The sequence below is a fragment of the Nostoc sp. PCC 9305 genome, assembly GCF_963920915.1.
GTDB lineage: Bacteria > Cyanobacteriota > Cyanobacteriia > Cyanobacteriales > Nostocaceae > Nostoc.
On the sequence record NZ_CAWUDN010000013.1, the window covers coordinates 20167 to 33477 of the forward strand.

General features: G+C 38.7%; 10 protein-coding genes, 2 pseudogenes and 2 riboswitches. Of the genes and pseudogenes, 7 read left to right on the forward strand and 5 right to left on the reverse strand.

Going from position 1 to position 13311, the window contains the following annotated elements; all coding sequences use genetic code 11:
- Positions 1-111 precede the first annotated feature (111 nt).
- From ACM0OX_RS07180 to ntrB, 4 genes are all read right to left on the reverse strand, one after another.
- Positions 112-732 carry a universal stress protein gene (locus tag ACM0OX_RS07180; RefSeq protein ID WP_414514337.1) on the reverse strand — a complete coding sequence of 207 codons (621 nt, stop codon included), beginning with the start codon at positions 730-732 and terminating at the stop codon, positions 112-114.
- 226 nt (positions 733-958) lie between these two features.
- Positions 959-1161: riboswitch (cyclic di-AMP (ydaO/yuaA leader) on the reverse strand.
- Between the two features lie 16 nt (positions 1162-1177).
- Entirely contained in the window at positions 1178-2014 is an 837-nt protein-coding gene (locus ACM0OX_RS07185) for an ABC transporter ATP-binding protein (protein ID WP_414514338.1), read from the reverse strand.
- A gap of 50 nt (positions 2015-2064) precedes the next feature.
- Positions 2065-3507, reverse strand: coding sequence for an ABC transporter substrate-binding protein (locus tag ACM0OX_RS07190; RefSeq protein WP_414514246.1), 1443 nt, complete (start codon positions 3505-3507; stop codon positions 2065-2067).
- A gap of 87 nt (positions 3508-3594) precedes the next feature.
- Positions 3595-4446, reverse strand: a complete 852-nt coding sequence (gene ntrB / locus ACM0OX_RS07195) for a nitrate ABC transporter permease (protein ID WP_414514248.1) — start codon at positions 4444-4446, stop codon at positions 3595-3597.
- A gap of 97 nt (positions 4447-4543) precedes the next feature.
- Positions 4544-4742, reverse strand: a riboswitch (cyclic di-AMP (ydaO/yuaA leader).
- Between the two features lie 438 nt (positions 4743-5180).
- Here ntrB and ACM0OX_RS07200 point away from each other — a divergent pair.
- The gene (locus ACM0OX_RS07200; protein WP_414514249.1) at positions 5181-6371 is read left to right on the forward strand and encodes a sensor histidine kinase; all 1191 of its coding nucleotides are present in this window, start codon (positions 5181-5183) and stop codon (positions 6369-6371) included.
- A 228-nt stretch (positions 6372-6599) separates the two neighbouring features.
- Here ACM0OX_RS07200 and ACM0OX_RS07205 read toward each other — a convergent pair whose 3' ends face one another.
- Positions 6600-7910, reverse strand: a complete 1311-nt coding sequence (locus ACM0OX_RS07205; protein ID WP_414514251.1) for an aminopeptidase P N-terminal domain-containing protein — start codon at positions 7908-7910, stop codon at positions 6600-6602.
- 388 nt (positions 7911-8298) lie between these two features.
- Here ACM0OX_RS07205 and ACM0OX_RS07210 point away from each other — a divergent pair.
- The 6 genes and pseudogenes from ACM0OX_RS07210 to ACM0OX_RS07235 form a co-directional block, all read left to right on the forward strand.
- A pseudogene (locus ACM0OX_RS07210) lies at positions 8299-8517 on the forward strand (IS66 family transposase); the annotation flags it as partial.
- A 182-nt stretch (positions 8518-8699) separates the two neighbouring features.
- Positions 8700-8900: pseudogene (locus tag ACM0OX_RS07215) on the forward strand (transposase); the annotation flags it as partial.
- A gap of 659 nt (positions 8901-9559) precedes the next feature.
- On the forward strand, positions 9560-10306 hold the full coding sequence (locus ACM0OX_RS07220) for a hypothetical protein (protein ID WP_414514252.1): 747 nt from the start codon (positions 9560-9562) through the stop codon (positions 10304-10306).
- A gap of 33 nt (positions 10307-10339) precedes the next feature.
- Positions 10340-10855 (forward strand): retropepsin-like aspartic protease, encoded by a 516-nt coding sequence (locus tag ACM0OX_RS07225; RefSeq protein ID WP_414514254.1) that lies wholly within the window; start codon positions 10340-10342, stop codon positions 10853-10855.
- 32 nt (positions 10856-10887) lie between these two features.
- Positions 10888-11184 (forward strand): hypothetical protein, encoded by a 297-nt coding sequence (locus ACM0OX_RS07230; protein WP_414514256.1) that lies wholly within the window; start codon positions 10888-10890, stop codon positions 11182-11184.
- Between the two features lie 843 nt (positions 11185-12027).
- On the forward strand, positions 12028-13269 hold the full coding sequence (locus tag ACM0OX_RS07235) for an FG-GAP repeat domain-containing protein (RefSeq protein WP_414514258.1): 1242 nt from the start codon (positions 12028-12030) through the stop codon (positions 13267-13269).
- Positions 13270-13311 lie beyond the last annotated feature (42 nt).

Sequence of the window (13311 nt, forward strand, 5' to 3'; positions counted from 1 at the left end):
CTAATCTCCCGAAGTTGAATTGTTTACTTGCTAGCGAAAAAAGTCACCTACAAATAGGTGACTTTTTTCTGACCACAATTTGATAAAAATTACTGAAATTTTAAACAGCGATTATTCATCAATACAACTGGGAATACCTAAAACAGCACAGGGAAAATTAGAACCTAGAGCCTCAATCATCGGATGATTGACAGAGTTGCAACCTAAAAATAGAATATCGGCAGTTTCTGATTCAACAACTTTCTTAAGTTCTATGGCAATGGAGCCAAACCGTAAATGAGATTTGAAAGAACCCTGCCATTCTTCAGCCAGACTTCGGGCTTGCCAGAGAATTATATCTGCTTGTTGTAGGGGAGCGATCGCTGTCTGTAATTTAGGTAGAGTTAATACCTGTGTGACAGACTTTGATACTTCACTAACTTGACATTCTAATGAAGACTGTTGTTGGGGAAAGCTTAAGATATTTGGATACTGATTGCTTTGATTATCTTCTACTACATAAACGGCTTGAACTGTAACTTCTGTATTGGTGGCCAAACGCGTTTGGTGGGCAATCCAAAAGGCAATATCTAAGGCCGTATGACTGTTGGGAGATGCGTCATAAGCAACAATTAGATTAACTGCTTTCGCCTTTTGAGGTTTTTTAGAGAAAGGTTTGTTTGGTTCTGGCAATAGTACCATTTGTTCAATTAAGTCATCTCGGCCTGTGGCACTTTGCAGACGTGCTAGCATTGGCTTAATTTGCACAGCTTTACTTCTCCTAATGAAATGAATTAGCAATGAGAAGCAGGGCGACCAATTTTAGATTTTGGACTTCGGCTTACCTCGGCTCCGCTCGGCACAAGTCCCTCAGTCGAAGGATTTTGGATTTTAGATTGAGTGACGATAACCAAAATTTAAAATCTTAAATTAGTCAAGGAAACCCCAATAATAACTGTATTACAGCCAAAGTCTTGGGGGTTCCTTCCATTGCCTACGGAGTTAGCTGACGGGCTAAGACTGGAAGGTGTCTCTCTCTTAGCAGTACTGAGTGCTGAGTGCTGAGTTAATATTAATAATTCCTAACTCTTAACTCCTCACTTTCTATGAGATACGCCCCAAACATTGGTTCCTCCGTTCCAAATCCAGCTTTCATGAATTTGAATTAGGCTACCCACTAAAAAAATGATAATCTAATTTACTCGTCTTGGGCAAAATATCGATCGAGGAAATTTAAGGCGTGGTTGCGGAGTTCAAAATATTCTTTTGAGTTTCGCATGGCGGCGCGATCGCGTGGATGCTCAAAAGGAACTTCTAAAATCTCCCCAATACTAGCAGATGGGCCATTGGTCATCAAAACGATGCGATCGGACATATAAATTGCTTCGTCTACATCGTGGGTAATCATCATCACTGCTTGACGATTATTTTCCCAAATATCCAATACCTGCCGCTGCAATTTACCACGAGTTAATGCATCTAGCGCCCCAAAAGGTTCATCCATTAGCAACATTTTGGGACGAATTGCTAAGGCTCTGGCAATACCTACTCTTTGTTTCATACCTCCAGAAATTTCATCGGGATATTTGTCAGCCGCCGCCGTCAAGTTTACCATTGCCAAGTGTTGATTTACAATGCTGATTTTTTCAGCGCGATTAGCATTTTTTAACACTTCATCTACGGCTAAACGGATATTTTCTCGCACTGTTAACCAAGGTAACAGTGAATAGTTCTGAAATACCATCATCCTTTCGGCTCCCGGCTGACGAATTTCTTTCCCATCTAGCCTGACTGAGCCGGAAGTGGCTTTTTCTAAACCAGCTACTATCTTTAGTAGAGTTGATTTCCCACAACCTGAGTGACCGATTACAGAAATATATTCATCTTCACCAATCGTTAGATTAACCCCATCTAAAACCACAAAGTTATCTTTATCTGGTGTCGGATAAGACTTGATTAAATTTTCAATTTCTAAAAATCCAGGGCGGGGCAGAACTTTGTTCTGAGTATTAATCGGTAATGAGGTATATTCCATCATCAAAGGCTCCGGAAATAATTTAGTCAATCAATATTTAAACTTGGGATTTAAGACATGAAAAAACGAGTGGGAGCGTTAGCCCTGATGGCAAAGCTATTCAGATAACCCACCGGATCGCTGGGGTCGAAGCCTTTCTTATCTATAAATACTTCTGGTAGTTCGACCTTGTAATCATCCTTGGGACATTGGATGCCCATTTCTGATGCTATCTCCCGATATAAATCTGTTCTCCAACCTTGTTCGGCAAGTTTTTCGGCATTTTTAGGGAATTCATGAATTTGTCCCCACCGCGCTGCTTGTGTCATTAACCAGATGCTTCTGGATCTCCATAAGAATGTGGAGTGTTCTCCTGGCTGTTTGGGAAGGTTGTCAGGAATATCGAAGAAAATCGTGGTGTCAGCAGCTTTGATGGTGCGGTCTTTGCCATCAAAGCCGCCATAGTTGTAGTTGCCGAGAATTCCGGGACTGGTAAATTTCGCGATTGGGGCATCTTTCTTTTTGGGTCTAGCACCTGTAAAGGAACGTTCTGTTAGCAGTTCAGCTACTTCTTGGCGGTTTTCTGCTTTGCTGCAATATTGGCAAGCTTCAATCATCGCCTTGACTAGGGAACGATAGGTTTTGGGATATTTATCAATAAAAGATTCCATTACTCCCAATAAACGATCTGGGTGTCCCAACCAGACTTCTTTACCTTGTGCGAAGGTAAAGCCGATGTTTTCGTTACCTGTTATTGCTCGTGTATTCCAGGGTTCTGCAACCATATAAGCTTGCATGGCACCAATCCGCACGTTTGTTACCATTTGGGGGGGCGGAACGATGATGACGCGAAACTCTTTAAGCGGATCAACACCTGCGGCGGCGGATAAGTAACGGATAAAGTATTCGTAAATGGCGGAACTTAAAACAACCGCCCAAACTCTGTTTTCTGGCGGCTGCTTGTCAAAGTAGCCTCGAAAATCGCGCCCAAAGGCTTCTAGCGCGCCATCACCATATTGTTCTTGATACTCGTACCACGGACGCAGCCCAAAATCCCACATGGCTTTGTTCATCGTCATGGCGTTACCGTGGCGATGAATGGTCATGGCTGCACACAAGGGGGCATGGCGTGCGCCTTCGGCACCAATTCTGGCGTTGGTGACGGCACCGGATACTACGGGTGAGGCATCCAAACGACCAAATATTAAACCGTCGCGGGAAGTTGCCCAACTGGCTTCGCGATTGAGTGTGACGTTCAAACCATATTTGCGGAAGAAGCCTTTTTTCCAGGCGATCGCAAATGGCGCACAATCATTAACGGGAACGTAACCAACTGTCAGATCGGATTTTTCTAGGTCGCCACTTTTAACTACTGGTTGCACAGCTAAAGCTTCTTCGGTCAATCCTTTGGCGGATCTATCTCCTGAAATGCCACAGGAGGACAGTGCCATTCCCGCCGTTGTTGCTCCTATTCCCTTGATAATATCTCGTCGAGTCCAGTTACTATCACCCATTCTTGTAGCTCCATTGGTGATTAATTACTCACGCTCCAGGTGCAGAGTATTGTGACATTTTGCTGTTTTGAATGCAGCTAAATTTTGTTAGTTGGAAGTTGTAGGGCGATGGGTGACAAATTCTTGGATTTTACCCACAGCGTAATCTAAAATTAACCCAGTTAAGCCAATGATGAAAACGGCTAAAAATACTGAACTTAGATTTAAGCGACTCCATTCATCCCAGACAAAAAAGCCGATACCAACACCGCCTGTGAGCATTTCTACGGCGACGATGACCAACCAAGCTATTCCCAAACTAATTCGTAAGCCGGTAAAAATATACGGCAAACTTGCAGGCAAAATTATTTTTGTAATCCTTCGCCAACGCGGCATTTCTAAAACTCGTGCCACATCTAAATAATCTTGGGGAACGCTAGAAACTCCTAAAGCGGTATTAATAATTGTCGGCCATAGGGAAGTTATGAATATGACAAAAATGGCGGAAGGATCTGCCAAATTGAAAATTGCTAAGGCGATGGGCAGCCAAGCTAAGGGCGATACAGGTTTAAAAATTTGCACGATCGGATTAAACGCTAGCATTGCCGGTCTGGACATTCCAATTAGAAACCCCAGAGGAATCGCTACTACCGCACCTAACAAAAAGCCCAGTAATACCCGACGCAGACTTGCTATCAATAACCAACCAACTCCTAAATTGCCTGGGCCTCTCTGGTAGAAGGGATTTAAGATATAGTCTAGATTCGCGATTAGCGCTTCTGGTGGGGTGGGCATCAATTCATGATTGGCAAGTGCAATAATCCACCACAACACTATTATTCCCAAGAAGCCTAATAGAGGTAATATGAAGACATCTCTAAAGATGACAGGTTTTGTCTTTTTCCAAGCGGCTTGTCCAGCGATCGCTGCGATCGCTGCTAAGTTTAGTTGAAATATCATTTACGACCTCAACAGGTTTAAGTGCAGGTACAAAAATTTGAGCAGTACCAGCCTTGGACACTGAATGAGATCGGAAGATTATAAAAATCCCGTCTCTTCAGTCTCCTCCCAATGCCTACGAAGTTAGCTGACGGGCTAGGGCTGAGAGATGCCCTTCTAAAGAAAGTTATGAGTTATGAGTTACTAAATTTTATTTAATTCCTAACTCCTCACTTTCTATGAGATACGCCCCACAATTTGGTTCCTCCGCTCCAACATCACGCACTATGATCTGTTGGATTAGGCTGACTTACTCTAAGTAAATACTAAGTTATGTGCATTATAACATTGATATATATAATCTAACATAGATACTTCAGTAAAAGTATCTGTCTTCTGATAGTTGTTGTTTATTTTGTTACTTAAATCAACTACCTATCCTAACTTTTCGCTAATCCAGAAAATTGATAATTTTGGTTATCTTGTGAATCAAATCCTTGCACAGTAAGTTAAATAATTTTGTCAATCAAGTCACAAGGCTGTTAACTGCTAGATTTAGATTGATGACGTTAAGATATATATTATACTTTTTAAGCTCTATGTACGGATACTCGTTTCACCCATAACATAATCTGTAAAATCTATTTCTTTTGGTAGGTGAAAGATATTACTAATTTTGGTAAAACACGACTCTAGTCGCTAAACTATTTGCATATGGAAGTTTACTCATCTATCTCCTAGCTGAATTTAACATAATGGATTTTAGTCAACTCCTGGCTGAAAAAACAGACACCATCCTTGATAAATGGATTTTAGCAGTTCGCAAGGATAGACGGATTGAAAGTGCTGATGACCTATCTTATACAGCGGTAAAGGATCACATTCCTGATGTTTTGAAAGCTATGGTGACAGTGCTTTCAAAATCTCAAGAGAATGATATTCAATCAATGGTTACTGCCAGTTTTCAGCATGGAGCGATTCGAGCCGAACAAGGTTTTGATCCAGCAGAAATTGCTAGAGAATATCATCTGCTGCGAACAGTAATATTTGATGCTCTACAAGAAGATTTATTAAAGGGAATCCCCTCAGAGATAATTCGTTCCATGCGTTTGATTGACGCTATTATAGACGAAGCGATCGCTCGATGTTTTAAGAGTTATGTTGAGGAACGCTTGCGGGAATTACAGAAGTTGCAAGCATCACTAACGCTCCATAATGAAGAACTCACGCGGCTAATTAGCGCTAATCAAGAGTATCTTTCCCAACTAGCCCACGAATTGAAACATCCTCTAACTTCCATTATTGGTTATTCGGATCTATTTTTACGCCAGCAACGACGAAAGACTGAGATTAAAGACAGCTTTACCAATCTAGAACATATTGAACGCGTACTACGCAATGGTAGACAGTTACTTCATCTAATTAATGATGTACTAGAACTTTCGCGCTATGACGCTGGTCAGATTAAACTTCAATTAGCACCTACCGATGTGCGTGAATTAATCGGTAATGTGTGTGAAATGTTGGAACCCTTAGCTGCGGGAAAAAATTTACAAATCGTAGTCGATTGCGATCGCATCCCTGAAAAATTAATCACAGATTCTTTTCAATTGCAACAAATTGTTACAAATCTTCTTAGTAATGCGATTCGTTATACAGAGTCGGGGACTATTATCATCATGTGTCAGGTATTGGAGAAGCAGAGATGGGCGATCGCAGTTTCTGACACTGGAGTAGGCATTGCACCCGAAAACCAAGACCAGATATTTGAACCTTACTTTCGCGTGAGTTCTAGCGATCGCCCTTATCTTCCTGATAGTACAGGATTGGGGTTAGCGATCGTCTCGCGTTTAGTAAAACTATTGCAAGGCCAAATTAATCTTGCCTCACAGGTAGGCGTTGGTTCTACTTTCACCGCAATTTTTCCTTTAGAAGTGGAGTTTTAAAGCGTAAGTCCTAAAAGTATTGGGCGACTGGAAGTCGCGGCTACAGTAGCATTGTCCACCTCCGTGGACTAATACAAAATCAAGGGTTTTAAATCTTAAACCCACGGAGGTGGGTTTTGTCTGTATAGCCAAGCCAGTGAGGTCTTGGGGGTTTCCCCCATGAGCAACTGGCGCGCGATTTCAATCGCCAGGGCTTTTCTTAGGGATGATGTTTACCATCCCGATTTTTTATCTTTCGATTTCATCTACAGCTTTGGGAACCCCCGCAGTTAACACCTCATGTCCCCCAGGTGTAACTAACACATCATCCTCAATCCGAATGCCAATCCCAACCCATCGAGGATCGGTCTGTGGCTGGTCTTCTGCTAGTTTAGTATCTGGCACAATATATAGTCCCGGTTCCACTGTCAAAATTTGACCTGGTTGTAAAATCTGTGGCTTGTCTTCACCATGCTGATAAACACCGACATCATGGACATCTAAACCTAACCAATGACTGGTGCGATGCATATAATATGGCTTGTATTTCTCTTCTTCAATTAACTTATCAATTTCACCCTTGAGAATGCCAAGTTCGACTAAACCTTCTGTGAGAACGCGCACTGCTGTATCATGAACTAATTTGAAGGGATTACCTGGTTGGACTTGAGCGATCGCTTGTTTTTGCGCCTCCAAAACAATCTCATACAGCGTCTTTTGTTCTGGCGTAAATTTACCACCTACGGGAAATGTCCGGGTAATGTCAGAGTTGTAATAACCATAAGCACAACCAGCATCAATTAGCAGTAATTCTCCATCCTGCATTTGACGATTATTTTCAATGTAGTGGAGTACGCAAGCATTTACACCAGAAGCCACAATGGAAGGATAAGCAGGCCCCATTCCGCCTCGGACTCGAAAGATGCGTTCCATCTCCGCCTGGATTTCGTACTCATAACGTCCCGGTGCGGCGATTTCTTGGGCATAATTGTGTGCAACAGTTGCGATCGCAGCTGCTTGACGCATCAATTCCACCTCAGCTTCACTTTTAATCAATCTCATGCTGTTGAGGACAGGGCCAGTATCTTCAATAGCGATCGGCCCTGTACCGCGCTTTGGATAAGTCCGCAGTAAACTTTGGTAATGTTTCAGGATTTGGTCGTTAAAATTGCGATCGCGTCCTAAGTGATAGTAAATCCGGCTGGCTTTTTCTAAATACTGCGGCAACTTTTCATCTAACTCGCTAATCGGGTAAGCTTCATCAGCACCATAAATTTCCTTGGCTGCATCTACCCCACAAAGATAACCAGTCCATACTTCCTTTTCGCGATCCTTCGGTTGGACAAATAGCACAAACCGATGTTCTGAATGATGCGGCGCTAACACTGCTACTGCTTGTGGCTCATTAAAACCAGTCAAGTAAAAAAAATCACTTTCTTGGCGATAAACATACTCGACATCGTTGTGCATCACTGCCATTGGCGCACTGCGAAAAATGGCTGTCCCATCACCAATTTTTGCCATTAACTGCTCGCGACGTTGCCGATATTCTGCTTGCATAGTTGATGTATTTATGAAAGTATTGTGTTATTTTACACTTTTGACAACCAGAGTATGCACAGATTATGCCTCTGAATAGTTGCTAATCTAAGTTATTCTAACCAATATTTGTTTCTACTTAAGTGATAAATCATTGGAGAATAATCAATTATCTCGAAATACTCATATTTCCTAGTTTTTAAACAAGTTGTAAATCTTGTTGTTATCGAATGATTTAGGATATTCAGAAAGTTCAATAATTTTTAAACGTTTATTTTATCTAAATTTTGGTATTTCATAAATTTAACAACACACAGTAAAAAATATGTCTACTCAACCCATGATAAAAAAAGCGATCGCTTACGTAACCAAGAAAGATGAGTTAATGGTGTTTACACATACTGATTTTCTTGTAGAACGTCCCATTGAAATAGTCAAATATCAACGTCATACCTGCGTGTGTGAGTGTTGTAGAAATGTACAAACAGCCTCATGGTCGCCAGATATCTTTCCAGGGCAAGATTTAGGAGTTAGATTACAGGCGTTTTTAGGATGGGTAAACAATTATGCACACATGCCTTATAAAAAACAGCAAGAGATGTTGTGGGAACTAGGAAAAATTGAAATATTTTGGATAACAATTCCCCAATACGCCGCTATGACGTATCTAAGTGTTACGTCGATTAGCCCGTAATCAGAGTCGCTCAACTGCTTAATAATTATTTTATAAACACCCTCTTAGACAAAAAATAGCTACAAAAAACTATCAAACGTATATACAGAGAGACTTTGACGCTGCATTGAATTGGGGCAGATGCCGGATATACTGGAAAACTAGTTGATTGGGCCAGGTATTTTATTGGCTGTGCAATGGAGGTTGTTAAACGCTCTGATGACACTTCAGGCTTTAAAGTATTGCTTCGACGTTGGGTTGTGGAACGTACACTTGCATGGTTAGGTCGCTATCGTCGTCTCAGTAAAGACTACGAATATCATCCAATAAACTTGTGAAATCATGATAATCGTTTTGCCTAGTTTCTTGATATATCTAGGTTTCAAGTCTTTTTGAACCTTTGGTGTATTTTCCTTACCCTGCATGGACTTGAGGCTTATTTCTGCCTCAAAAATTTTTAAGTCCCGCTATGAATATTGAAGCAGGGGACTTAAACGCCCAAACTTTGTTAAAAATTCAATAGTGTTTATCTGGAATAAGGTTTTTACGGTGTGTAGTGTTATATAGATAATCTTTCGATTCTTCTACTATTTGACAGGTTTCTATAAATCCATTGGAATTATGGAAGTCGGCTAGTAAGACCATATTATAATTCGTCCTGCATTTAAGTTTGTAAAACTGATAACAGTTATAGCTGATAAAAATCATTGTTTTACAGCTTTTTTCGTGTGAGAATTACTACGTGTACTCTAAATAAAAACCAAATGGCTTTAAAAATTTTTGTATATTACAGGATAATTGCAGTTGACAATATTATAGACATAGACTATTGTCAAATAAAGTGAGAAGCGCAAAAATAAGTATTTAATTATAAATATTGTTTTTTCAATACTTTTATATTTAAACATACAATATATTTACTGTTTAAAACTTATAGTAACAATATTAAACTGTAAGCATTTAAGCTAAGTATTAGTTTGATAGGGATATCTAAAATATGAATCATGATTCAGCAGAAATAGGTAAAGAACAAACGAAAAAAAGTTATAATGAGTATCAAATAAACTCAAAACAATATCCTATTATTACAAGTAAAACTGAATTAAATAAGTTCCTAAAAAATCCAAAGAAGGATAAACATCAGAAAAAAATAGTAGAGATAATAGTAACTAATTCAGATAAGATTATTGAAAATGCCATTCAATCTTTTGAAATTAAAAAACAAGATGAAATAAGTGTGTTTAAGCCGACTATGAAGTTGATTTTTGAAATAATTACTCTTACCATAGTTACTGAAAATTATGAGTTGTTACATGAAGTAGACAAGTTGAAATCAAAATACAAAACCATAAATACTGAAAGTGTAAAATCATTTTTCACTGCTATCAAAAAATCTATTGTCAAAACTCTTGCTATACAAGAACCTCCAAAATACTTAACAATTTCAGAAATAAAAAAAGAATATCCTAATCAATGGATAACCATTAAAGTTACGCAATTTTTAAATAGTTTTCCATCCAAAGGACAAGTATTATTTTATGATAAAGATTTGGATAAATTAATTGCTAATATCAGTCAATTGAGTGGAGATATATACACTTTTTTTACAGGAGTAATTAATAATGAATCTGAAAAGATTATCATTGAAAATGATGACAAAGATAATGTATATTTAACAATATTACTATGTTATTTTGACAGAGTGTTAGAGTTAATAGAGAATGAAAAATTAAAGCAAGTTTAAAAAACTAAGTTGTTGATAATTAAAGCAAAAATCATGGAAATAGAAATAGAACAAAAGACAGTAGCACATCCTTTAGCTGAAACTATTAAATTAAACTCTGTTAAATATGATCTAGCAACTGATCCTACTTTTAATGCAATAAAACTCTGTGTAATTCCAGTTAGAATACAGGGAAAACAAACTAGACAAATTGTCGATTTACTAATAGATACAGCAGCTGAAATAACTGTAATAAATGAGAATTTTGCAAAATTATTAGGTGTAAATAATTTAAAAAATGTAAAATGTCATGGAGCAAATGGAAGTTCTGATGTTAGACAAGGAGAAGTTGATAACATAATAATTGGAAGTAGTGATAATAGTCTATCTTTAGGACCTAGTAAAGTTGCAATTATTAATATGGGAGATTTGTATGGTAAATATAATATTGTAGGTTTGTTAGGAGCAAGTGCCATACAAGATATTCATTTAAATGTGAATTATCCTCAAAAATACGTAGAATTTTGTGAAATAAAGATAGATGATCCATGTGAGTTAAGCGTAATTTAAAAGTTAACAATTATTAGTTTGTAGGAAAAGTAATGAGTGAATCTAAAAAACTAAAATTAATTTCTTTAGAGCCAAATATAGTTTTAGTTGATAAAATTAAAGAATCAGAATCTAGTTCTTTAATAAAAGAAGAGATTATAATAGCATCATTTTTATTAGATCGTGATGAAGCGATTGAAAGCATAAGTGAACTAGTTGGTACAGTTTATGAAAAATTTTCTGAAGCTTGTGAAAAGCACAACTTAAACTGGGAAGCTGAACTAGAACTAGGATTGCAGTTTGGTGTTAAATTTTCAACCAAGTTAAAAATCTCTCCAAAAAAGATTTAAAATTATTGCATATATGCTAAGTATTGAGAAACGCTTTAATAATCCTGCGGAAGGTAAAGAACGCCCTAAACCTATCTGCTATCACACCTATCCCTAGACACCTACCACAAGCTACAAGACACGTTAAAAGAGGGATGAATGTACGAAGAACTCGATTAACAACCCATTCCCAATAAACCTCAAATAACACCCCGTATTACGTCTTGTAGCACGGGGTTTGTTTTTTGATTGGGTGCGATTGCAGTGGAGAATGCATTTTCTCTATACAATACCTTAGCCAATTTACGAGGGTTCAATACCTGTGGAAACGGTATGAATACGTCCTAAAGAAGTAATCTGGGCAAGAATCTGGGTTAATAAAATAGGCTCAGGAAATTCGTGAAGTATTTTTAATACTTTATGGAAATATCGAAACCTACGATAATAAGTCTTCAAGTCAATAATGCTGGAGTCAGGATTAAGGATGCGAAAATTAGAGAGAAGATGTGTCAATACCCTCTGACCTGAATCCTTACATATTTACTTTATAAATAGTCTCTTAAATATACAAGCAGATTTTTGATACAACATTTAAATGTCAAAGAAAATAGATAAAATAATCTTTTTTTTATCTATAAATAATCATATATAAATTACAAAACATATTTTACAATTGCTTATCTAGAACTTGAAAATTTCCGAGTTATAGTTTAAAAAAACAGATAATTATCTTCAAAGAGTGACATTAATAAATAAAAAATAGTTATAAAGAAATGTTGAAACCCAGGTAAATGTTATTTCGTTACAGAAAGAGATTGCCAAAAAAAGTTAAAAAAATATGGCAGCCAATAATAAAAATTCACCATGCCTGAAAGTCAAAACTCTTCACCCTTAGCTTTGAATACATCTCGATTAGCATCAGATTCTTTTGCAAAATCAGAAATCTTGACAACTTCTCTTAAGAGTTTAAATTATGATTTGGGGTTTGGAAATAAGAGTTCTTCACTAGCACTAGAAAGTCAACCGGTGACTGCGCCTGTTAAAACGTCAGCAAATCCCAATCCTAATCCTTACTTAACTAGTGCGGCGATTACTCCTGACTTTAACGGTGATGGTAAAACAGACAAAGTTTGGGTCAATTCTTCAACAGGTGAGATTATCATTCGGTTGATGGATGGCACAAAAGTTATCGAACAGGGTTCTTTGGGTCAATTTGACCTATCTGCCTATGATTACAAAATTGCTGACTTCAATGCTGATGGCAAAACCGACTTCTTATTACGCAATAAAACAACCGGTGAGAATAGCATTGTTCTGATGGATGGCACTAGAGTTGGTAGTGCGGCTGCTCTAAGTAGCGTCGATCCAGCCTGGAGTCCTCAGATTGGAGATTTCAATGGCGATCGCAAAACCGATATCTTCTGGCATAATGCCACAACTGGCGAGAATGCTATTTGGGAAATGGATGGCACCACTGTTCTGAATGCAACTGTTCTAGACCCTACAGACACAGCACTAACTCCTACCATTGTTGATTTCGACGGCAATGGCAAGAGCGATATCTTCTGGCGCAATGCCACAACAGGCGATAACACCGCTTGGTTTATGGATGGTACGCAAAAGACTGAATTTGCTCTACAATCACAAGATGCCGCCTGGACTTCTAGCCTTGGTGATTTCAACGGCGACTTTAAGACAGACATTCTGTGGAGAAACGCCCAAACAGGTGAGAACAAGGTTTGGACAATGAATGGTATCTTAGTCACAGAAGGTGCTTTGGCTACACTTGACTCATCCTGGACTTCCAAAATTGGCGACTTCAACGGTGATGGCAAGACCGATATCTTCTGGCACAATGGAACCACAGGTGCGAACACAGCTTGGTTGATGGATGGCACAACAGTTGCAACTGAAGCTTTCTTACCAGCTAATAACGCGGCCTTGACACCATCTCTTGGCGATTTCAACGGCGATGGCAAGACTGATATCTACTGGCGCGATCAGACAGCAGGTACAGACAACATTTGGACTATAAATGAAACGACAGCAGTTGAGACTCCCATCAGCGATGCAGATAAGCTGACCGGAGAGTGGTATACGTTCTAAAATCAGAATTCAGAATTCAGAATCCTGAATTCAGGAGATGGA

What these genes read in the sequence shown, in the direction of transcription:
- ACM0OX_RS07180 (WP_414514337.1), bottom strand. Translation starts at nt 732, where the DNA reads ATGCTAGCACGTCTGCAAAGTGCCACAGGCCGAGATGACTTAATTGAA.
- ACM0OX_RS07185 (WP_414514338.1), bottom strand. Translation starts at nt 2,014, where the DNA reads ATGGAATATACCTCATTACCGATTAATACTCAGAACAAAGTTCTGCCC.
- ACM0OX_RS07190 (WP_414514246.1), bottom strand. Translation starts at nt 3,507, where the DNA reads ATGGGTGATAGTAACTGGACTCGACGAGATATTATCAAGGGAATAGGA.
- ntrB (WP_414514248.1), bottom strand. Translation starts at nt 4,446, where the DNA reads ATGATATTTCAACTAAACTTAGCAGCGATCGCAGCGATCGCTGGACAA.
- ACM0OX_RS07200 (WP_414514249.1), top strand. Translation starts at nt 5,181, where the DNA reads ATGGATTTTAGTCAACTCCTGGCTGAAAAAACAGACACCATCCTTGAT.
- ACM0OX_RS07205 (WP_414514251.1), bottom strand. Translation starts at nt 7,910, where the DNA reads ATGCAAGCAGAATATCGGCAACGTCGCGAGCAGTTAATGGCAAAAATT.
- ACM0OX_RS07220 (WP_414514252.1), top strand. Translation starts at nt 9,560, where the DNA reads ATGAATCATGATTCAGCAGAAATAGGTAAAGAACAAACGAAAAAAAGT.
- ACM0OX_RS07225 (WP_414514254.1), top strand. Translation starts at nt 10,340, where the DNA reads ATGGAAATAGAAATAGAACAAAAGACAGTAGCACATCCTTTAGCTGAA.
- ACM0OX_RS07230 (WP_414514256.1), top strand. Translation starts at nt 10,888, where the DNA reads ATGAGTGAATCTAAAAAACTAAAATTAATTTCTTTAGAGCCAAATATA.
- ACM0OX_RS07235 (WP_414514258.1), top strand. Translation starts at nt 12,028, where the DNA reads ATGCCTGAAAGTCAAAACTCTTCACCCTTAGCTTTGAATACATCTCGA.